General features: G+C 41.8%; 17 protein-coding genes and 1 pseudogene. 16 read left to right on the top strand and 2 right to left on the bottom strand.

Features of this window, described 5'->3' with window-relative positions; translation table 11 throughout:
• Positions 1-24: 24 nt before the first annotated feature.
• The 15 genes and pseudogenes from ACTQ9T_RS10680 to ACTQ9T_RS10610 all read left to right on the top strand — a co-directional run bounded on the left by ACTQ9T_RS10680 (position 25) and on the right by ACTQ9T_RS10610 (position 17,592).
• Positions 25-2,322 (top strand): polysaccharide biosynthesis tyrosine autokinase, encoded by a 2,298-nt coding sequence (locus ACTQ9T_RS10680; protein ID WP_440465030.1) that lies wholly within the window; start codon positions 25-27, stop codon positions 2,320-2,322.
• Positions 2,323-2,385: 63 nt separating this feature from the next.
• Entirely contained in the window at positions 2,386-4,377 is a 1,992-nt protein-coding gene (locus ACTQ9T_RS10675; RefSeq protein ID WP_440465029.1) for a polysaccharide biosynthesis protein, read from the top strand.
• Positions 4,378-4,389: 12 nt separating this feature from the next.
• Positions 4,390-5,664, top strand: coding sequence for a Vi polysaccharide biosynthesis UDP-N-acetylglucosamine C-6 dehydrogenase TviB (tviB, locus tag ACTQ9T_RS10670; RefSeq protein ID WP_440465028.1), 1,275 nt, complete (start codon positions 4,390-4,392; stop codon positions 5,662-5,664).
• Positions 5,665-5,683: 19 nt separating this feature from the next.
• The gene (locus tag ACTQ9T_RS10665) at positions 5,684-6,637 is read left to right on the top strand and encodes a Gfo/Idh/MocA family protein (RefSeq protein ID WP_440465027.1); all 954 of its coding nucleotides are present in this window, start codon (positions 5,684-5,686) and stop codon (positions 6,635-6,637) included.
• Positions 6,638-6,641: 4 nt separating this feature from the next.
• Entirely contained in the window at positions 6,642-7,202 is a 561-nt protein-coding gene (locus ACTQ9T_RS10660; RefSeq protein WP_440465026.1) for a hypothetical protein, read from the top strand.
• Between the two features lie 2 nt (positions 7,203-7,204).
• Positions 7,205-8,293, top strand: coding sequence for a DegT/DnrJ/EryC1/StrS family aminotransferase (locus tag ACTQ9T_RS10655; RefSeq protein WP_440465025.1), 1,089 nt, complete (start codon positions 7,205-7,207; stop codon positions 8,291-8,293).
• Positions 8,283-9,500, top strand: a complete 1,218-nt coding sequence (locus ACTQ9T_RS10650) for an oligosaccharide flippase family protein (RefSeq protein WP_440465024.1) — start codon at positions 8,283-8,285, stop codon at positions 9,498-9,500. The genes ACTQ9T_RS10655 and ACTQ9T_RS10650 overlap by 11 nt, the downstream gene beginning before the upstream one ends.
• Positions 9,497-10,582 (top strand): O-antigen ligase family protein, encoded by a 1,086-nt coding sequence (locus ACTQ9T_RS10645; protein WP_440465023.1) that lies wholly within the window; start codon positions 9,497-9,499, stop codon positions 10,580-10,582. Before ACTQ9T_RS10650 ends, ACTQ9T_RS10645 begins: the two co-directional genes overlap by 4 nt.
• Before the next feature lie 74 nt (positions 10,583-10,656).
• The gene (locus tag ACTQ9T_RS10640; RefSeq protein WP_440465022.1) at positions 10,657-12,003 is read left to right on the top strand and encodes a glycosyltransferase family 4 protein; all 1,347 of its coding nucleotides are present in this window, start codon (positions 10,657-10,659) and stop codon (positions 12,001-12,003) included.
• Positions 12,004-12,006: 3 nt separating this feature from the next.
• Positions 12,007-12,600 (top strand): sugar transferase, encoded by a 594-nt coding sequence (locus ACTQ9T_RS10635; protein WP_440465021.1) that lies wholly within the window; start codon positions 12,007-12,009, stop codon positions 12,598-12,600.
• A 25-nt stretch (positions 12,601-12,625) separates the two neighbouring features.
• Positions 12,626-13,264 carry an acetyltransferase gene (locus ACTQ9T_RS10630; RefSeq protein WP_440465020.1) on the top strand — a complete coding sequence of 213 codons (639 nt, stop codon included), beginning with the start codon at positions 12,626-12,628 and terminating at the stop codon, positions 13,262-13,264.
• Between the two features lie 75 nt (positions 13,265-13,339).
• Complete coding sequence (locus tag ACTQ9T_RS10625; protein ID WP_440465019.1) at positions 13,340-14,539, top strand: DegT/DnrJ/EryC1/StrS family aminotransferase; 1,200 nt, start codon at positions 13,340-13,342, stop codon at positions 14,537-14,539.
• Between the two features lie 168 nt (positions 14,540-14,707).
• Positions 14,708-15,901, top strand: a pseudogene (locus tag ACTQ9T_RS10620) (capsule assembly Wzi family protein).
• A 178-nt stretch (positions 15,902-16,079) separates the two neighbouring features.
• On the top strand, positions 16,080-16,967 hold the full coding sequence (gene folD, locus ACTQ9T_RS10615; protein WP_440465018.1) for a bifunctional methylenetetrahydrofolate dehydrogenase/methenyltetrahydrofolate cyclohydrolase FolD: 888 nt from the start codon (positions 16,080-16,082) through the stop codon (positions 16,965-16,967).
• 106 nt (positions 16,968-17,073) lie between these two features.
• Complete coding sequence (locus ACTQ9T_RS10610; protein WP_010199010.1) at positions 17,074-17,592, top strand: phosphate-starvation-inducible protein PsiE; 519 nt, start codon at positions 17,074-17,076, stop codon at positions 17,590-17,592.
• Positions 17,593-17,699: 107 nt separating this feature from the next.
• Here ACTQ9T_RS10610 and corA read toward each other — a convergent pair whose 3' ends face one another.
• On the bottom strand, positions 17,700-18,854 hold the full coding sequence (gene corA, locus ACTQ9T_RS10605; protein ID WP_413191364.1) for a magnesium/cobalt transporter CorA: 1,155 nt from the start codon (positions 18,852-18,854) through the stop codon (positions 17,700-17,702).
• A gap of 137 nt (positions 18,855-18,991) precedes the next feature.
• On the bottom strand, positions 18,992-19,381 hold the full coding sequence (locus ACTQ9T_RS10600) for a DUF2237 family protein (protein WP_010199013.1): 390 nt from the start codon (positions 19,379-19,381) through the stop codon (positions 18,992-18,994).
• 508 nt (positions 19,382-19,889) lie between these two features.
• Between ACTQ9T_RS10600 and ACTQ9T_RS10595 the strand changes: the two genes are divergently transcribed.
• Positions 19,890-21,185 (top strand): ATP phosphoribosyltransferase regulatory subunit, encoded by a 1,296-nt coding sequence (locus ACTQ9T_RS10595; protein ID WP_440465017.1) that lies wholly within the window; start codon positions 19,890-19,892, stop codon positions 21,183-21,185.
• Positions 21,186-21,242: the final 57 nt, after the last annotated feature.

Below are 21,242 nucleotides of genomic sequence, written 5' to 3'. Positions count from 1 at the left end.
CACTACTTTGAATGAATTGACCTTATGACTACAGATTCACCGAACACTTCCAAAACGACGATTGAAAAAGATGATGACGAGATCGATCTCATAGCGCTGTTTTTTGTACTATTACGGGGCTGGAAGATCGTGCTGTTCTTTGCATTGTTGGGACTAGCTATCGGCGTTTTGTACAGCCGCTATGTCAATCCTACCTTTAAGTCGGATGCGATGATACAGATAGAAGAAAACACTCAAGGCATTGCTGCTTTGGGCGAGAGTATTTCTGATCTGGTAGGCTCAGAGGCAAGTAAAGCGCAAACAGAAGCAGAGCTGATTAGATCGCGGATGATCTTGGAGCCTGTAGTCACTCTACTAAATTTACGTATTAAGCTGGCCGATCCTAATATCAGCGCTATCGATAAAATCAAGAATGATCGTATCGATACGCAGTTGAATACGCCTGAAGGGGTGTCCTTAGAGAGTGAAAAAGGACGCGTACAAGTCAGTCAATTCGAAGTGCCGCGTGCTTATCTTAATCGTGCATTTACCTTGACTCAGTCAGACACTGGATTTGTATTGAATGATGGCTTCGATGACTTTGAAGGTCAAATTGGCAAGTCGCATAGATTCAATGGTAATGAAGGTCAGATCTATATCACCGTCAATGAGCTACCTGATGAGAGCTATCCGATCACTATCAGTCAGCAATCGCTAAAAGCAACGACAGACAGTCTCAACAGTGCTTTATCGGTGGTCGAGAAAGGCAAGCAGACTGGCATTATCCAGCTGTCTATGACTGGTAAGAGCCAAGAGCAAGTCACTAACGTCCTGAATCAAATCGTCCTCTCTTACATCGATCAGAATCAATCGCGTGGCTCAGAAGAAACTACTAAGACGCTAACCTTTATGGAAACTCAGATTCCAGCATTGAAGAAAAAACTAGAAAACTCTGAGGCAGTATTCAATGAGTTCCGTAAAGAGTATGGCACTATCGATGTGGCCAAAGAAGCAGAGCTGCTACTCACTGAAAACTCGCAAATCGATACGCAGCTCAATGAGCTAAAGCTCAAAAAAGCAGATCTGACGACTTACTATACCAATGAGCATCCCTTAGTCGTACAAATAAACGAGCAGTTAGCGGTGCTCAACAGCCGTCAGCAAGAGATCGACGAGACGGTCGCCGACTTACCTGAGCTTCAAAGAGAGTTTTTGAAGCTATCAGAAGATACGGCGATCAATAGAGAGATCTACCTCACGCTCCTCAAAAACTATGAACAGCTCAAAATCGTCAAGGCCGGTCAGATTGGCTTTGCACGTATTGTCGATTTGCCTATTAGCACTTATAAGGCGATTGCCCCCAAAAAGCTACAAATCATTGTTTTGGCGCTATTACTGGGCGCTATGCTAGGCACAATGCTCGTGCTATTAAAGAATCTACTTAGAAACGTAGTTAAAGATCCTGAGCGTCTTGAGACTAAGACTAGTGTACCGGTGATTGCAACGATACCGCGCTCGCCACTATTATCGAGAATCGGGAAGAATAAACACGCCAGCACACGTCTATTGACTCATGTCGATCATAATAGCTTGAGCTACGAGGCAATAAAGAGCCTAAGAACGAGCCTGATATTCTCAATGCCAAAACAAGCCAACACGTTTAATGAGATGAGCGCTAGCAATCAGGCTGTTGTTAATCAGCGCGGCAAAGTGATCTTAGTCACTAGTGAAAGTCCAAACGTCGGTAAATCATTTATCACTGCTAACTTATCAGAAGTCCTCTCACAGCTAAACAAAAAAGTGCTAGTGATGGATGCCGATATGCGTCTAGGCGCGCTGCATAAAGTATTTAACTTGAGTCAAGATCAAGGTCTATCAGACTATCTGAGTGAAGGCAGCAGTCGTTTAGCCAAGATGAATACGGCCGCCTTAGCGTCTACTACTAGTGATTTGGATATTGAGAGCTTTATTCGTCAGACGGGTATCGATGATATCGACTTTATGCCGCGTGGTTGCCATCCACATAATCCAGCTTCGCTACTGATGAGTGAGAGATTCGCGCAATTGATGACGACACTAAAGGCTAAGTATGACTATATCGTCATCGATACGCCGCCAGTGCTCGCCGCTTCAGACGCGATAATCCTATCGCAGTACGTGGATAAAGTACTGCTGGTCGCGCGCTATGACAAGTCGATAGAAGGGCAGGTCACTTATGCGGTCAAGCAAATGAATAAATCCAATGTACAAGTTGATGGCATTATCCTCAATGATGTCCAGCAAGGTCTAATGGATAAGTATAGCTATCACTATCACTATACTTATGGTGATAACAAAAACTAATTATTAATTATTATTTCTGCTTCATTGTTCGTATGACGTTCTTCACTTAAATGGTTGTTTGTTATGTCTATAGAATCATCCTTGTATCAGACTGACCAAAGGGCAGATGTCAAAGGGCCACAGCGTATCGCGGACTGCTTGTTAGCGCTGTCACGCAATAGCAAACGAGCCGTTTTGTTAGTGGCTGACTTGGTGATGTCTGTGATCTGCCTATATTTGGCGATAGCCATGCGCTATGGCGATATGGATAATCATATCGGTTTGCTTGCGCTGTGCTTATACGCAGTAGTACCGATCATCAGCTTATATGCTATTGGCTTTTATAAGGGTATTGCTCGTAGTTTCTTCGGTGCACTGATGGGTAGCGTCTTACAGCTATTCTTTGTATTGATCGTCACCGCTCAAGTCGTCCTCTATTTCAATCCAATACCTGGTATGCCGCGCGCTGTGCCTATGCTGTATTTATTCTTATTCTTTATTTGGTTATGGAATAGTCGTCTGACTATCAGAGAGCTATTAGCCCGCTTGCAAGGGCAACGTCCACAGCGTCGTCATATAAATGACTATGACAATGTACTGATCTACGGAGCTGGTGAAGCCGGAAAAGAGCTGTTAGAGGGTCTAAGAAACTCGCATAAGTATCATATCGTTGGGTTTGTCGATGATGATGCGCAGCTTACGGATGCTTATTTACTCGGCAAACGTATCTATAATGCTGGCACGCTCGTAGAGACTGTCTCAAAGCTCGATATCGCGCAAGTGTTCTTAGCGATGCCGTCTATTAGCCGCGCCCGTAAGAGAGAGATCATCGATAAGCTCGCTGGTATCTCTATTAAGATCAAAGAACTGCCAAGCTTAAAGGAGATCGTCGATGGCAAAGTTACTGTCAGTAGTATGCGTCAAGTCGATATTCTCGATGTGCTCAATAGACAGACGGTCGAGCCTAATGAGCGCTTATTACGGCAGAATATTACGAATAAATGTGTACTCGTCACTGGTGCTGGCGGCTCTATCGGTAGTGAGCTGTGCCGGCAGATTATTAAGAATAAGCCTAAGTATCTGGTGCTCTATGAGCTGTCTGAATTTGCGCTTTATAGTATTCATCAAGAGCTCATCGCACTACAAGCGACACATAGCCGTTATCAAGAGATTGAAATCGTTGCAGTCATTGGCAATGTTACCAATGAAGATAATCTGCTTAGGATATTTAAACAATATCAGATAAAGACGGTATATCATGCCGCTGCCTACAAGCATGTGCCTTTAGTCGAGCACAATCCCTTTGAGGGTGTTATCAATAATACGAAAGGTACTTATCACTGTGCTCGCGCGGCGATTGCCGCCAATGTAGAGACCTTTGTACTGATCTCTACCGACAAGGCAGTCAGACCCACCAACGTGATGGGTGCGACCAAACGGTTGGCAGAGCTGGTTTGTCAAGGGCTGAGTAATACAAGTGGTAGTACCTGCATTAGTATGGTGCGTTTCGGCAATGTATTAGGCTCGTCTGGCTCGGTCGTACCAGTATTTACCAAGCAAATAGAGGAAGGCAGGCCAATCACGGTGACTCATCCTGATGTCACTCGCTACTTTATGACTATTCCAGAAGCGTCGAATTTGGTCATACAAGCAGGGGCAATGGCAACTGGCGGTGAGGTATTCGTCCTGAATATGGGCGAACCGGTAAAAATAGTTGATTTGGCTCGTCGTATGATTCATCTCAGTGGTCATGATACCAAAGATGCTGAAAATCCTAATGGTGATATAGAGATCGTCTTTACGGGGCTAAGAGCAGGAGAAAAGCTCTATGAGGAATTGATCATCGGTGAGGATAATGTTGAGCCCACTGATCATCCTCTCATCATGCAGGCAATGGAGCATAGCTTCCCGTTAGACGATATCGAAGTGACATTGTCTGAGTTGAATCAAAGAGCAAAAAAACATGACGTGATATGGTTAAAAGCGCAGTTTAAGTACTTTGTAGTGGGTTATCAGGAAGGCTCTACTCCCGAAGTTTCAAAATCTAAGAAAAAACTCATTGAAAATATTGGTTAACAGGATAAAACGATGGACATTAATAATATAAAAATCGCAGTGATTGGTCTTGGATACGTAGGACTGCCACTAGCGGTGGAGTTCGGTAAGCATCGTTCAGTAGTAGGTTTCGATATAAACAAAAAGCGAGTACAGGAATTAAAAAATGGCTTTGATATAACCCTTGAGGTAAGTAGCGACGAGCTTCAGATGGCCAACTCACTGAAGTTCACTACTGAATTAAACGATATCGCTGATTATAATTTCTACATAGTAACCGTACCTACGCCAATAGATGATAATAATGCTCCTGATCTCACGCCTTTAGAGAGCGCTTCTACTGCTGTTGGTAAGGTAATCAAAGTAGGCGATTTTGTAGTGTATGAATCCACGGTCTATCCGGGCGCTACCGAAGAAGTCTGTATTCCTATTATAGAGAAAGTGTCAGGTTTGAAATTCAATGAAGACTTCTACGTGGGTTATAGTCCTGAGCGCATTAATCCGGGTGACAAAGTTAATACGCTAACTAAGATTACCAAAATCACTTCAGGTTCAACACCAGAGGCGGCGGATCTAATTGATAGTCTCTACGCCTCTATTATTACTGCTGGTACTTATCGTGCAAAATCGATAAAAGTAGCAGAAGCTGCAAAAGTCATTGAGAATACCCAGCGCGATTTGAATATTGCTATCGTCAATGAATTTGCAAAGATATTCAATATCATTGGAATAGATACTGAAGCTGTACTCGATGCTGCTGGTAGTAAATGGAACTTCTTAAAGTTTAAGCCAGGCCTTGTAGGTGGTCATTGTATTAGTGTTGATCCGTATTATTTGACTTACAAAGCGCAAGAAGTTGGTTATCGACCTGAGGTTATCTTAGCTGGTAGACGCATTAATGATGGCATGGGACAGTATGTCGCTACTCAAATGGTGAAGAAGCTAGCACGAAATAAGATACATATTGACGAAGCAAAAGTATTAGTACTGGGCTTTACTTTCAAAGGTGATTGTCCTGATACGCGTAATACTAAAGTCATCGATGTGATCAAAGAGCTAAAAAGCTTCAATATCAACGTCGATGTCTATGATGATTGGGCGGATAAGCAAGAGGTTGTAGATCATTATGGTCTCGAATTAATCGATGATTTGCAGCAAGGATACTATGACGGCGTCATCGTTGCAGTTGATCATAGTGATTATAAAAAAATGGGTGTGGAGGCTATAAGAGCATTGGCTAAGTCAAATCACGTGATCTATGACGTAAAGCATGTATTTAAAGAAGAAGAAACAGATATTCGTCTCTAATAAAATTAAGGATAAAATAATGAAAAATTTTGCACTAATCGGTGCTGCTGGCTATATTGCTCCTCGCCACATGAAAGCGATCAAAGAGACAGGTAATCATCTAGCAGTTGCTTATGATATTAATGATTCAGTCGGTATTATTGATAGTATCTCTCCTAATAGCGAATTCTTCACTGAGTTTGAGCAATTCAGTGATTATTGCTATCGGCTCAAACGCGATCCTAGTAAAAAGATAGATATCGTCTCGATTTGCTCTCCCAATTACTTGCATTACTCTCATATCGCTGCTGGTCTGCGACTGGGGGCAGACGTCATCTGCGAAAAGCCTTTAGTTCCTACTGAAGCCATTCTCGATGAATTGATAGCAGTAGAAAAAGAAACGGGTCATAAAGCTTATAATATATTACAGCTACGCCATCATGACGCCATACTCAAGCTAAAAGAGCAAATCGCTGCTGCCAATCGTGAAGAGAAATACGATGTAGAACTGACTTATATCACCTCTCGTGGTAAATGGTATCTCGAAAGCTGGAAAGGCGATCTAAATAAGTCATTCGGTATCGCGACAAATATCGGTGTGCATTTCTTCGATATGCTGCACTTTATATTTGGTGATCTAGTGGCTAATGAAGTCTACTATACTGGTGAGACCAAAGCAGGCGGTTATCTAGAGTATGATAAGGCACGTGTCCGTTGGTTCCTATCTATTGATGCCGATGACCTACCTGAAAGTGTTAAAGGCAAACAACCTACCTATCGTTCTATTAATATCGAAGGTGACGAAATCGAGTTTTCCGGTGGCTTTACAGATCTACATACGATCTCATATCAGGAGATACTCGCAGGACGCGGTTATGGTTTAGAAGATGCACGGTTTGGTGTCAAAACCGTGGAGCACATTCGTCATGCGAAAGACTTGGTCACAGACGAGTCTAAGCTGCATCCTTATTTGAATAAATTTTTATTAGGATAGTAAGATGAATAATAATGTGCAAATACATCCTTCAGCAGTCATTCATGAAGGCGTTATCATTGAAGATGATGTTTATATAGGCCCTAACTGTATTATCGGCTATCCACCCGAAGATAAAAATGTGTTTCCTGAAACGCCATATACCGTCCATATAGGCTCAGGTACAAAGATTACTGGAAGTGTGACTATTGATGCTGGAACTGTCAGAAATACCCACATTGGAAATGACTGCTTTTTGATGAAAGGTGCTTATGTAGCACATGATGTCGTCATTGGAAATAAAGTCACTCTATCTAGCCACGTTATGCTTGGAGGTCATGTAGAAGTCATGGAGGGCGCTAACTTAGGTATGGGCTGTATTGTTCATCAGCGTCAAAAGATTTGGCCTTATTGCATGATAGGCATGGGTGCAATTGTCACTAAAAAACTCGTTATTGAGCCTTTCTCTATATACGTTGGTAACCCAGCAAAGAAAATAGGAACGAATGATAGAGGTATTGAAAAAAGTGGACTTGATGAAAGAGCAATGGCTTCTATACAAGAAGAATTCAACGCAAGCAGGTGATTATGATGCAATTTATAGACTTAGCGGCCCAACAGGCACGTATCAAAGATAAAATCGATGCTGGTATTCAAGCGGTATTAAGCCACGGTAAGTATATCCTTGGCCCTGAGGTCAGCGAGCTAGAAGAGAAGCTTGCCGCCTTTACTGGTGCAAAGCACTGTATCACATGTGCCAATGGTACGGATGCGCTGCAAATTGCGCAAATGGCTTTTGGTATTGGCCCTGGTGATGAGGTAATTACGCCTGGGTTTACTTATATCGCTACTGCTGAGACGGTCGCGTTGTTGGGTGCCAAGCCAATATATGTCGACATCTGCCCTAAAACTTATAACCTTAACCCCTCGAAACTCGAAGCGGCAATCACATCGAAGACTAAGGCGATTATTCCGGTGTCGTTATATGGTCAATGTGCTGACTTTGATACTATCAATGCTATCGCTGCTAAGTATAATCTGCCTGTGATAGAAGACGCTGCACAGAGTTTTGGTGCGACTTATAAAGGTAGAAATTCTTGTAACTTAACGACGGTCGCCTGTACTAGCTTTTTCCCTAGCAAGCCATTAGGCTGCTACGGTGATGGCGGTGCTATCTTCACCAATGATGAAGCACTAGCTACTGTCATGCGTCAAATAGCGCGCCATGGTCAAGATCGCCGCTATCATCATATCAGAGTCGGTGTGAACAGTCGCTTAGATACCTTACAAGCAGCGATACTACTACCTAAGCTTGAAATCCTAGATGATGAGATGCAAGCACGCCAACATGTGTCAGAGACGTACAATCAGCTGTTTAGTGAAGCTGGTATTACGACGATACCCTTTATCGAAACACACAATCAGAGTGCATGGGCGCAATATACCATCCAAGTTGACAATCGTGATGAGGTACAAGCTAAGCTAAAAGAGCAAGGTATCCCAACAGCGGTACACTATCCGATTCCATTAAATAAGCAGCCTGCTGTTGCAGATACGAATTCAATATTAACAATAGGTGATGCAGTGGCTGAGAGAGTAATGAGTTTGCCTATGCATCCTTATATGAAATTAGATGAGCAAATGAAAGTGGTCAAAGAAGTTATTAATGAAAAATAATTTCAGTTCTTTAGCTCATATCGTTTTTGGCGTTCTAGTGAGAGTACTAGGAGCTGTAGCTAGCTTTTTTTCAATACTGATTTTAACCAACTTTCTAGATAAAGATGATAATGCCAATTATTTTTTGCTTATAAGTTTAAGCATATTTATATCAGTTGTTTTTAGGATGGGAGCAGATAATCTTTTAATTAAAAAGGTTGCGCAAAGTGATTGCAACTCTAAGATAGATCTCAGTTTGTCCGCTAGTTTAATTCTTTATATAGTTTTAATAACATTGATTTTATTATTTTGTATTTTTGTATTCATCGATGATAGTTTGTTCTGGTTATACGTGTTAGGAATGTCAGCAGTTATAGCTATAAATATAGTGATAGGTTGTATCTTCAATGGTCTTAATAAAATAACACTATCAGTGCTTTTGACTATGACAGTGCCAAGTATATTATTCCTACTATTTATATATATTCTACAGTATATAGGAGACTTAAATATAGGAAATGTTTACTTTATAAGTTTAATGTCTAATATCGTTGCCTTATTAGTATCTGCATTTTCTTTATTGTTACTTTTGAGAATAAAGCGTATAAAATCTAATATAAAAATAGTAAGTTTAAGTACACTTTTGGTTTCATCGAAAAGCTTTTTTGGTGGTAGTGTGATTCAATCTTTATATAATCAATTGCCTATATTTGCTTTAGGAGTTTTCTCAACAGGTTCTGAAGTCGCTTTATTTGGTGTAGCAAGCAGACTATCAAGTATTCTCGGTTATATTAATAGTATAACGTCGAAATATATAGCTTTAATACATGCTAAGATTAAAACTAAAATTGAAAGTCCAACTAATATTTCAAATGCTATTAAATTTATTACAATGTTTCAGGTTCTTTCTTTAATACTATTCATTTTTTTCTCAGAAAGGGTTCTTGGGATTTTTGGTTCAGGATATGAAGAAGCTAAAATCACAGCAATACTTTTAATCGCTGCACAGGTTCTAAATTTATTCTTCCAAAATCACATTACTAGTTTCCAAGTTACTGACAAGCAATATAGAGCTTTATTGTTTATAATGTTAAATTTATTAATATTAGTTTTGTTTTTCGGATTTTTCTATGTTGTTTCTGATCTCAATTCTCAAAACGCAGCAATTTCAGTCTTTTTAGTTTTGGTTATATCTTGTGTATTGATCAGAATTAGGAAGTTAATATGAATACATTGAAAAGAATATCAATATTAATAGTTGTTTTTTCGTATCTATTCGTAGGTGATTATAGGCTGTTAGGAGTCCCAATATTTTTTTTGGTATGGATTTATGCAGTTATGCATAGGATTTTTTTTCAAATTAAATTCTCTATAAGAGAGATTTTAATTCAAATTGTTGCTACACTTTTTTTTGCCCCATTATTATTAAGAGGGGCAAACCTTGGCAATCAATACGAAATATCAATTATTTATGCTCTTCTTTTTATAAATATTTTTCCAATAATATTATTTGTTTTTAACGATGTCAGGTATAGAAGATATTTCCTGATTGTAAGTTGTTTATTTCTAATTTTGACCCTATTTATGTATTCGGTAAACATAAGGTCTCTAGTGTTCGGACCTAATATATTTTATAGAATTATTGGATTCTCATACACTTCTTTTATTATTATGTCGCTTAGACACAACAATGTTAAACCAGTTTGGATTTTACTAGCATATTCTTCAACATTAACAACCGCCTTAGCTACCCAATCTAGAGGAGCGTTACTACTTAGTGTACTATTGGGTCTTATGACATTTATTTTATTTTTAAAAAATTATAAATATAAATATATACTAATAATTATATTTACTTTATTTATTTATGAGTCGTACTTAAATTTAGACAAATTGTCTAAATTTTTTGGTCGTAGTGCTTATTTTGATACTAACAATGCGAGTGAAGCAGCCAGATTAGATTTTGTTTCTTATATTATTGATTACTATCAAAATTTATCTTTTAAAGAATTTTTATTTGGTTTAAGCTATCCCAATAGGTACTTCTATCTTCCTGGAGAATATCCACATAATTTTTTTTTAGAAATATTCTTAAGTTTTGGTGCAATGTATTTTATATTTTATTTACTAGTAATTATTTTTTCTATATACATGTATAGAAGAGATCAATGGTTAACTATCTTCTTATTCTTTCCAATCTATTTTGGAGCTATGTTCTCAGGATACCTTGGAGATCATGCTTACTTATTATTAATTCCATTGCTTATTGTTTTAAGTCCGGTAAGAGGTAGTATAGTCAATCTACGATAATAACTATAAAAGAAAACCGCGTGTAAGTGATATATGTGTATGGTTACCGAGGTTGATACCGTAGCGGTTTTATAGTGAGCAAACTATATAAGGTCATCATAAAGATAAATAGATTTACATCAAGTATTTTAAATACTATGTTGTTTCTATTAGAACTATTGTTCAAATATATAAGTGAGGAATCTGTGAGTACGCAAAAAATAATATGGATCATTAATCAATACGCATCAACACCAGAGACTGGCATTGGTGGTAGGCACTTTTATTTGGCACAAGAGCTTGCAAAGCAAGGTCATAAAATTTATATCATAGCTGGTAGCTATAGTCATTTATTGCATACCAGTAAAGAGCTTGATACTGACTTCTTGATAGAAAAAGTTGAAGATAACTTTCATTTTGTATGGGTAAAGCTACCTAAGTATGCGGATGCTCACAGCAAAAAAAGAATTATCAACGAGTTTTTATTTTCAAAACAATTGACCAAGCTCACCCAACAGATAAATGACACCCCAGATGTTATTTTACACTCATCTCCTGCACTGATTAGCTATTTTGGAGTAAGGTATCTGACGAATTATTACAAAGCGCCTTACGTATTTGAGGTGCGTGATATTTGGCCTCTTACCTTGATGAAGCTTGGCGGTTATTCCAAGAATCATCCCTTTATCAAGCTTTTGCAGTGGATAGAAGATCAAGCTTATCAAAAAGCAGATTATGTATTCTCTAACCTACCCAATGCAGTTGAACATATGCAGTCTAGAGGTATGAATAAAGATAAATTTACTTGGATAGCTAATGGTATCTCTTTAGCAGAGCTTGATAATAAAAAGGCTTTGAGTACAGAGGTGCGAGATCAGATACCTATCGATAAGTTTGTAGTAGGTTACACTGGGACACTTGGTGAAGCTAATGCTATGAACTATCTAATAGACGCTGCCAACATACTTAAAGACAAATCAAACATTCACTTTGTGCTAGTTGGTGCAGGGAAAATCAAAGCTGATTTGGTGAAAAAAATAGAATACTTAGGTCTAAATAACCTAACCTTTATCGATCCAATAGAGAAAACTCAAGTTCAATCCATGTTAGCATTATTTGATGCCTGTTATATCGGTTGGCAAAATAAGTCGATGTATCGTTTTGGTATCGCTGCCAATAAAATTCCAGAATATTTATACTCAGTCAAACCGATTATTCACTCATTTTCTGGCAAAGGTGACTTTATTCAGCAGTCAGGTGCAGGTATTACGGTTGCAGCAGAAGACCCGAAAGCTATTGCTAACGCTGTGTTAGAGCTACAGTCAAAGACTGCTATCGAACGTGAAGCGATGGGTGTAAAAGGTAAAGCATTTGTCATTGATCACCTAACTTATAAGAAACTAGCCAATAAACTAGCAGATACCTTATTTAAAGCGAGTTAAATCATGATAAAACGCCTATTCGACATCACCGCCGCCAGTGCCGCCTTAGTAGTACTCTCTCCGGTATATGCTATCACTGCTTACAAAGTCAGTAAAAATCTAGGTTCGCCTGTATTATTCCGTCAGACGCGCCCCGGACTGAATGGTAAGCCATTTGACATGGTGAAGTTTCGCACGATGAAAGATGCCATAGATAGTGATGGTAATCCTTTGCCCGATAGCGAGCGCCTCACCTCATTTGGGAAAGCACTGCGCAATAGTAGTCTCGACGAGCTACCTGAGCTATGGAATGTGCTAAAAGGTGATATGAGCTTAGTCGGACCACGCCCATTATTGATGGAGTACCTGCCGCTATATAGTAAAGAACAAGCACGTCGTCATAATGTGCGCCCCGGTGTTACGGGTTATGCGCAAGTGAATGGTCGTAATGCCATTGGTTGGGATAAAAAGTTTGCGCTAGACACTTGGTATGTAGACAACCAATCGCTTTGGTTAGATATCAAGATACTGTTTAAAACGGTAAAAAAAGTGCTGATTAAAGACGGTATTAGCGCCGATGGTGAAGTAACAATGAGTAAATTTACTGGAAGTAAGTAAATAATAAAATAAGAAAGGATTCGAAATGAAACAGCTAATCGGTATATATGGTGCAAGCGGTTTTGGCAGAGAATTGTTACCTTTAGTACGTGAGCAATATCCAGAAGCAAGCCTTTGTTTTGTAGATGACGGGTCACAAGATGAAGAGCTAAATGGTTATAAGATTTATAATTATGAAGCGTATTTAGGCTTAGCTCCTAAAGACAAAGCAGTGGTTTTAGCAATTGCAGATAGTAGGATTCGAGAAATATTAGTAGCTAAATGTAGCAAAGATAGTATCGCTGTTTTATCTACAAAAGCATCTAATAGTATTGAATTAGATGCCGTAGAAATAGGAGAGGGTTCAGTATTGTGTCATTTCACTCAGTTGACCTCGAATATCAAAATCGGCAAACAGTTTCACGCTAATATTTATAGCTATATTGCCCACGATTGTATCATCGGTGATTACGTCACCTTTGCCCCTAGAGTCAGCTGTAATGGTAATATCCATATCCATGACCATGCCTATATCGGTACTGGCGCAGTCATCAAGCAAGGCACTCCTGATAAGCCATTAATTATTGGTAAAGGTGCTATCGTCGGTATGGGTGCAGTCGTGACCAAAGATGTGCCAGCAGGTGCGGTAGTGGTTGGTAATCCTGCACGACCACTCAATAATTAAAAATAAGATTCACAATCAAATATTTAGTTGTAAGTCATTAATCATAAATTATAAATAAGCACCATTGAGGCAATTATGCTAAACACTCCGTTTTCACCTTGGCCCAGTTTTACCCAGCTTGAGGCTGATGCTGTCAGTCAAGTCTTGTTATCTAACAAAGTCAATTATTGGACGGGGCAAGAAGGCCGTCAGTTCGAGCGTGAATTTGCGGAGTGGGCAGATAGTGAATATGCGATTGCCATGGGTAATGGTACGCTAGCATTAGATGTGGCCTTACAGGCACTTGGTATTGGCGCAGGTGATGAAGTCATCGTCACCCCACGTACCTTTATCGCCAGTATCTCATCCGTTGTTAATGCTGGTGCTACCCCGATCTTCGCCGACGTCGATGCTGCTACTGGTAATATCACTCCTGAAACTATTCGAGCCGTGCTCACTGAACAGACCAAAGCCATCGTTTGTGTTCATTTAGCTGGTTGGCCTTGTGATATGGACGGTATCATGGCACTGGCAGATGAGCGTAATTTGTATGTGATCGAAGACTGTGCTCAAGCGCATGGCGCAAAGTATAAAGGTCATAGCGTCGGTAGTATCGGTCACATCGGGGCTTGGAGCTTTTGCCAAGATAAGATTATGACCACTGGCGGTGAGGGCGGTATGGTCACCACTAATGATGAATCGCTATGGCGCAAAATGTGGGCGTATAAAGACCATGGTAAGAGCTATGCGGCTGTCTATGAGACTGAGCATCCACCGGGTTATCGCTGGCTGCATGAGAGCTTCGGTACCAATTGGCGTATGACGGAGATGCAAGCCGTGATCGGGCGTATCCAACTGACGCGCATGAGCGATTGGACAGCTAAGCGCACTGATAACGCCCAAGCGATATTAGCGGCATGTGCTAAATGGCACTCCAAAGGCTATCTTTCTGTACCCAGATTGGAAGAGTCACTCGACTTTGTAGACTGTATTCATGCCTATTATAAGCTCTATGTCTATGTGCAGCCAGACAACCTACCTGATGAGTGGTCACGTGACCGTATTATTGAAGAGATTGCTAACCAAGGTGTGCCTTGCTTCTCTGGCTCGGCCTCAGAGGTGTATTTAGAAAAAGCCTTTGATGGCAGTGGTCTGCGTCCAGAGTCTAGATTACCAATAGCAAAGCAGCTGGGAGAGACCAGTTTGATGTTCTTGGTTCACCCTACGCTGACGACAGTAGAGATTGAGCAAACCGTTCAAGCGATTGATAGGGTGTTTGGCTCAATGACTGTGTGAACGTCAGCGAAAGTTTTACTAGGGCGTGTTTAAGCCCGCTAGTGACAGTTTTTTGATAAATATGTGATAAGCAGTATCTGTAACCTAACCTCCATAATCAAAGAGTGATTAATCAGGTATAAAAAGTTAAATGTGCTACTGGTTTTTAGGGTGTTATCGACAGCATCGATGCTGACGTCAGCACAGAATCTCTACATGAACGACCTAAAACTCAAGGAGGATCTTGATTGGTTAAATACCCAAGGTGTGACGCAGATCAGTACCAGTACTTGGCCATTGACGGCTAATCAGATTAAACGTGGGTTACCGTCTGCCAATGCGCAGACAGTAGCACAGCAGCAGGTATTACAGTCGATACAGACTAGGCTTGCGCAAAACCGTGACTCTCTTGTCAAAGCCTTTGCTGGAGTGTACCTACAGACAGATCGAAAGCTGTTTCCACAGACATTCACAGATGATCAGCTCGCTGGTCAACAAGCCACCGTAGGGGTGTCGCTTAGCGAAGCACAGTGGGAGTTTAATCTGCAAGCCAATGTAAAGAACGATGAGCTGATCGACGATGGCGATAACAATAACGATGTCAGTTTTGAAGGGTCATATATCGCCGGTACAGCAGCCAATCAATGGCTGATAGCGGGTAAAATACCAGCATGGTGGGGTCCAGGGCAGGATGGTAGTCTCATTCGAGGAGATGCTAGCATTCCAGTTACAGGGATTACTATGCAGCGTGATACGCAAACCGCACCGAATTATAAATATCTGAATTGAGTCGGTCCTTGGCAGTATCAGCTGTTTGCTGGTCAGCTCGACGATTATGAGGCCATTCCAGACACCAAGCTGTTTGGGGCACGACTGACTGCTAATCCATTACCTTGGTTAGAAGTAGGCGCGTCCCGTACGTTTATGTGGGGCGGCGAAGGTCGACCTGAGAGCTTAAGCTCATTTGGTGATGCACTACTAGGAACTAGAGACAATGATACCTCAGTAGGTGACACTGATAACGATCCTGCCAATCAGCTAAGTGGCTTTGATGCACGACTGAGTCTTATGCCTTTGGTTAACATACCCGCTGGTGTCTACGCTCAGTATGTGGGTGAGGACGAGGCAGGCGGTCTGCCATCTAAAAACATGTATCTCGCTGGTGCAGACTATGCTGATAAGGCTTATGGTAAGCCTTATCAGCTTTATACTGAATATGCAGATACGCGTACTGGCGGTGAATCACGTGGCATATCTTATGATCATGGTACTTATACCGATGGCTACTATCAGCAAGGCTATCCACTGGGGCATGCGTTAGGCGGCGATGCTGAGAGTATTGCGGCTGGTGGTCGATTGTGGCTGGTGGTCGATTGTGGCTAGATGAGCGTATGACTGTCGACTGAATTGAGGACATGCCCTAATACAGGCTAGGATTTTTAGACGTAGGCAGGTACAATATCAGTATAAATCACACCTTGATTAAGGATAAGACAGGCATGCAAAGTATTTGCGCGCGCTGTCTTTATTTTTTTATATCGTACCCTCTATTGGAGTTCCTATGTCTACCGCGCCTACTGCCCAAGAGTCCGCCACCGTTTTAGATGGCAAAGCACTTGCCAAACAAATAGAACAGCAACTACGCGTGCGCGTGGATACGATCAAGGATAAGACGGGACGCACCCCAAGCCTTGCGACGATATTGGTCGGTGATGATCCAGCTTCTGCCACTTATGTCCGTATGAAAGGCAATGCTTGTAAGCGTGTTGGTATGGACTCTATACGTGTTGAGATGCCGAGTATCACGACTACTGAGCAGCTCTTGGCTAAGATAGATGAGCTCAATAATAATCCTGATGTCCACGGCATCTTGCTACAGCATCCAGTCCCTGAGCATATCGATGAGCGTGCTTGCTTTGAGCAGATCGACTTGGCAAAAGACGTCGATGGCGTGACTTGTCTTGGCTTTGGTCGTATGGCGATGCAGCAGTCTGCTTATGGCTCATGCACACCGCAGGGCATCATGCATTTATTAGAGCATCATGGTATCGAGCTGGCAGGTTTGGAGGCCGTGGTCGTAGGGCGTAGTGCTATCTTAGGTAAGCCAATGGCGATGATGCTATTAAATGCCAACTGTACCGTAACTATCTGTCATTCAAGAACTCAGGATTTAGCGGCACATATCAAGCGTGCAGACATCGTTGTTGGGGCAGTAGGTGTGCCTGAATTGATTAAAGCAGAGTGGATCAAAGCTGGAGCAGTAGTTATTGATGCAGGCTTCCATCCTACAGATGATGGCGGTGTTGGTGATGTTGAAATGCAAGGTGTGGAAAATATTGCCAGTGCTTATACACCAGTGCCAGGCGGCGTTGGCCCAATGACCATCAACACGCTGATTCGCCAAACGGTCGATGCAGCTGAAAAATCAGCTGGATTGAACGCTGGCTAAAAAGATAGTCATACGAATACTGATTGCCGATAGATAAGGGGTTTGAGTCTCCACAGTACAAAGACTCAGGCTAAATCAACCACATCTCAGTTGATAGGACTTAAACATGGCTAAAAAAAACGTAGGTATTCACGAGCGACTGCAAGGTATTGGCAGAGAGTTTGTCGATATCTGTCATTACGTTATTTTATTTTTAATCAGTGTGGTTGTCGTCTGGACCGCCGGTAAAGAGTTCGTTGGTATTATTCAAAAAGGCTCAGCAGATTTAAAAGATATCTTGATGTTATTCATCTATCTTGAGCTGTTGGCAATGATAGGTATTTATTTTAAAACCCATCGTCTGCCAGTACAGTTTTTGATATTTATTGCTATCACCGCTTTGTCACGACATTTGGTGGTTGATGTGCAGGCGGTCTCAGACTATTTTCATTTATGGCTATTAGCGACGATTTCTGTGGCCATCATGCTATTGAGTGGCTCTATCGTGGTACTAACGTGGACGGCAAAAACATTCGGTCGTCCAGAAGATAATCTCGATAAACAGCATGCCAATCTAACGGTTAAAGCACTATTGCCTGATAATGCCCAAGCGCCTGATAGTCATACCAAGCACCGCCGTGAATAATATCAGTAGTACGTGATGGTTCGATATTACTTTTCACTGACTATAGTTGTTGAGCATCATAAAAAAGGCTACCAGTGGTAGCCCTTTTTTATGCACAGCACTTTATGTCACAACCATTTAAGTCTCTTAAAGTTGTAGTACAAGTAGCTACACAAAGCGATAATAACAGTCATGATAACAAGGTACGAGTACTTCCAATGCAGCTCCGGCATAAAGTCAAAGTTCATACCATAAATACCAGCGATCGCTGTGGGTACGGCTAAGATACCCGCCCACGCCGCAAGCTTACGCACGACTTCGTTCTGTCCCATATTGACCATGGCCATATAGGTATTCATCACCACGCTGAGCATTTCATTGAGACCATTGATGGCATCTAGCGAGTGCAAAAGGTGATCGTTGACATCGCGAAAGTAAGGTTTTGCCGCTTGAGAAAACCCTGAGACCAGCTCACTTTTTTTGTGATTAATAAAAAAGCTACAGATGTCTTGCACGGGCAGAATAATGGCGCGCATATGTACTAGCTGAGATTTGAGCTCATAAAGATTTTTTAGCGTGCCTTTGTCAAACTCGTAGGTAAAGACATAGCGCTCTTGCTCGCGCAAATATCGACCCAACCGATCGGTGATCGGCATATAATTATCCACGATAAAATCGAGTATGGCATGCAGTACAAATATCGGGCCCATACGCAGCTTTTCAGGGCGACGGTGACAATGCTCGCGGACAGGCGCGTAGGAGTTTGACGGACCATTACGGATGGTAATCAGGTAGTTTTTGCCCATGAATATCGCGGTGGTGCCATAACGAATGACATTGTCCTCTAACTTCGCCGTACGCAGTACCACAAACACCATGTCATTGTCGTAGTTTTCGACTTTGGCACGTTGATGATCGGCAAAAGCATCTTCAATCGCCAATTCATGTAGACCAAAGGCTTCTTTTACCTTGACCATGGTCTCTAGACTGGGATCGTAGAGACCGAGCCAAATAAACTGACCATTATTGTTTAGCGCCCGACTGACATCATTGAGCGCTACTGTATCGAGATTTTCCCCTGTTTTACGGGAGTAGGCATAGCAGCTGACCACCTCATCCCCACTTGATGAGTCAATATCCTCATAGCGTTCAGAGTCGGGGTCATAGACCGTCATGGTCTCGATGGTGTCCTCAGTCGTGGCAGCGGCATCACCATAGATATAGCTATCATCATCGTCTAGATAGAGATGCTTGTCACTCATGCTGGCATAGATATGATCCATGTTGGAGTCAGGTGCAATATGAGCCGTTTTTTTAATCAATTGATTATTATCATTTTCCATATACTTTCCTGTCATATAATAAAAAACTTCAATAATCCAAATTTGTCGTAAACGCTGCTATCGTTTGCTCACCTTAGCTATAGGGCATAGCTTTTTAGGGTTTCAATATCGACTAAGCTTAATAAGCTTTCGTGACAAGCTTCTAGCTTTATTTGTGGCGCGATATCGAAATCTAACGCTTCGACCCAGCGCAGCGCACAGATACACCAGTAATCACCGGGCTGTAAACCAGCAAAATTGTACTCAGGTAGCGGAGTGATAAGATCGTTGCCACGGCTGGCGGAGAAGTTTAAAAACTCGCTGGTCATCTTGGCACAAACGGTATGTTGACCGACGTCGTGATTGCCAGTGTGACAAAAGCCATTGCGATAAAAGCCGGTAATAGGATCAAAGCAACAGCTGGCAAGAGCAGTGCCTAAGACGTTGCTTTGGTTAATGGCTGGGTTTGGGTGGTAATCAGATGACATAAGGCTTCCGAGATAAAAGTATAGGGTAGTGTACCATGAGTCTGAGTCGAAAACGTGGTTCTCACCATGCTTATGACAGTCTTCATTATACCAAGGCGATATTAACATTTTTAGTTGAACCACAACGTATCTAACACGATTATAATCGCCGTGTCTTTGACAGTAATGACCAGCAATTAGATAGTGATTGTGGCGAATTGTCACTAGGCGAACCTTAACTGCTATGCTAAACTAAAGCATAAAGTGCCTTGGTGATTTATTAAGGTTTATTAGCTTATCGCGGTTTATTAACGCATAAAGATACTCGTCTTATCGTCCTAACTTATACTTATTACTCACCCTTTTGCGGTTACCTAGTTTGTTCATAAATAATTGGGTCAATGATGTTGCGCGTTAAAAATAAAAATGCACAGTGTCAATGCAATTGTAAAGATAACCTTTAAGTACTGCATAAGTACCGCATCAGTACCGCGTTTTTGGTAAGCGATACGCCAAACAAGGATTTATTGTGTCTGTCAGTTCTGATTCTGCAAAACTTGCCCAGTTAAATACGACAAATGAAGCGGTGGCTCAGCCTGCCGAAAACACGGCTACCTCCACTAGCATGCCATATTTGAATAACTTTGCCAGCGACGTTGCCAATAGTTGGTTGTTGCCTGATGGGGTGGTGGATGTGCTGTTTGAAGATGCCCAAAAGCAAGAAGTGCTCAGGCACAAGCTTACGCAGCAGCTGATTACTCACGGCTATCAGTTGGTCAATCCACCAATGATTGAATTCACCGAGTCGCTGCTGAGTGATGCCTCAGAAGATCTAAAGCGCCAAACTTTCAAAATTATCGATCAGCTAACTGGTCGCTTGATGGGCGTGCGCGCTGATATTACCCCGCAGATTTTACGTATCGATGCGCATCACGGTGGCACGGGTATTGCTCGTTATTGCTATGCAGGTGATGTGATTCATACCTTGCCGTCAGGGCTTTTTGGCTCACGGACGCCATTGCAATTGGGTGCTGAGATCTTTGGTTGCGGCGAACTGGCTGCCGATATCGAACTGATAGATGTATTGTTTAGCATGGTGAATAGCTTGGATATGAGCGCCACCTTGCACATCGACTTGGGTCACGTAGCGATATTTAAGCGTTTGGCTGAATTGGCTGAACTGCCAGTGCACGATACTCAGCAGTTGATGAACTTGTATGCCAATAAGAATTTGCCAGAACTAAAGCGGGTTTGCCAAACACTACCGATGGGTGATGATTTTTACGCATTGGCGCGCTTTGGTCATGATATGGCGCATTTATTGGCAAAACTGTCAGCGACAGCACAGCAGGATACGCAAATCGCAACGGCTGTTGATGAGTTGCAACGCCTCACTGCCCATCTACAAGAGCAATGGCAATGTCCGGTCAGTATCGATGTGACAGAGTTGTCAGGCTATCATTATCACACGGGTATTGTCTTTAACGGTTATATCAATAGTGAAACCCAGCCGTTGGTACGGGGTGGACGTTTTGATGGTATGCAGAGCTATACCCAACAGCCGCGTCAAGCTACCGGCTTTAGTATGGACGTCAGCCGTTTACTCGCGCATACGCAGCTTGATACGCCAAGCATTGTGCTGGTGGATTATACCGCATTGCACAATGCCGATAAGACCCAGAAGCAGACGCTGTTACAACAAGTGGAAAGTCTACGTCAGCAGGGCTATCGCGTTACCATGCCATTAGATACTCAAGACCATCCAGCAGATGTCACGCATCGCTTAAGTTTCGCAGACAATGAGTGGCAGTTACAGAGCGTGTAAACACAGCTTTATTAAGCCATACTTAATGTTGCTATCGTGACTGTTATTTTTTGACGT

It is taken from the genome of Psychrobacter sp. ASPA161_6 (assembly GCF_051970285.1).
GTDB lineage: Bacteria > Pseudomonadota > Gammaproteobacteria > Pseudomonadales > Moraxellaceae > Psychrobacter > Psychrobacter glaciei.
Note: the sequence above shows the minus strand (reverse complement) of the source record. Positions and strands in the feature narration are given on the sequence as shown.

What these genes read in the sequence shown, in the direction of transcription:
- ACTQ9T_RS10680 (WP_440465030.1), top strand. Translation starts at nt 25, where the DNA reads ATGACTACAGATTCACCGAACACTTCCAAAACGACGATTGAAAAAGAT.
- ACTQ9T_RS10675 (WP_440465029.1), top strand. Translation starts at nt 2,386, where the DNA reads ATGTCTATAGAATCATCCTTGTATCAGACTGACCAAAGGGCAGATGTC.
- tviB (WP_440465028.1), top strand. Translation starts at nt 4,390, where the DNA reads ATGGACATTAATAATATAAAAATCGCAGTGATTGGTCTTGGATACGTA.
- ACTQ9T_RS10665 (WP_440465027.1), top strand. Translation starts at nt 5,684, where the DNA reads ATGAAAAATTTTGCACTAATCGGTGCTGCTGGCTATATTGCTCCTCGC.
- ACTQ9T_RS10660 (WP_440465026.1), top strand. Translation starts at nt 6,642, where the DNA reads ATGAATAATAATGTGCAAATACATCCTTCAGCAGTCATTCATGAAGGC.
- ACTQ9T_RS10655 (WP_440465025.1), top strand. Translation starts at nt 7,205, where the DNA reads ATGATGCAATTTATAGACTTAGCGGCCCAACAGGCACGTATCAAAGAT.
- ACTQ9T_RS10650 (WP_440465024.1), top strand. Translation starts at nt 8,283, where the DNA reads ATGAAAAATAATTTCAGTTCTTTAGCTCATATCGTTTTTGGCGTTCTA.
- ACTQ9T_RS10645 (WP_440465023.1), top strand. Translation starts at nt 9,497, where the DNA reads ATGAATACATTGAAAAGAATATCAATATTAATAGTTGTTTTTTCGTAT.
- ACTQ9T_RS10635 (WP_440465021.1), top strand. Translation starts at nt 12,007, where the DNA reads ATGATAAAACGCCTATTCGACATCACCGCCGCCAGTGCCGCCTTAGTA.
- ACTQ9T_RS10630 (WP_440465020.1), top strand. Translation starts at nt 12,626, where the DNA reads ATGAAACAGCTAATCGGTATATATGGTGCAAGCGGTTTTGGCAGAGAA.
- ACTQ9T_RS10625 (WP_440465019.1), top strand. Translation starts at nt 13,340, where the DNA reads ATGCTAAACACTCCGTTTTCACCTTGGCCCAGTTTTACCCAGCTTGAG.
- folD (WP_440465018.1), top strand. Translation starts at nt 16,080, where the DNA reads ATGTCTACCGCGCCTACTGCCCAAGAGTCCGCCACCGTTTTAGATGGC.
- ACTQ9T_RS10610 (WP_010199010.1), top strand. Translation starts at nt 17,074, where the DNA reads ATGGCTAAAAAAAACGTAGGTATTCACGAGCGACTGCAAGGTATTGGC.
- corA (WP_413191364.1), bottom strand. Translation starts at nt 18,854, where the DNA reads ATGGATCATATCTATGCCAGCATGAGTGACAAGCATCTCTATCTAGAC.
- ACTQ9T_RS10600 (WP_010199013.1), bottom strand. Translation starts at nt 19,381, where the DNA reads ATGTCATCTGATTACCACCCAAACCCAGCCATTAACCAAAGCAACGTC.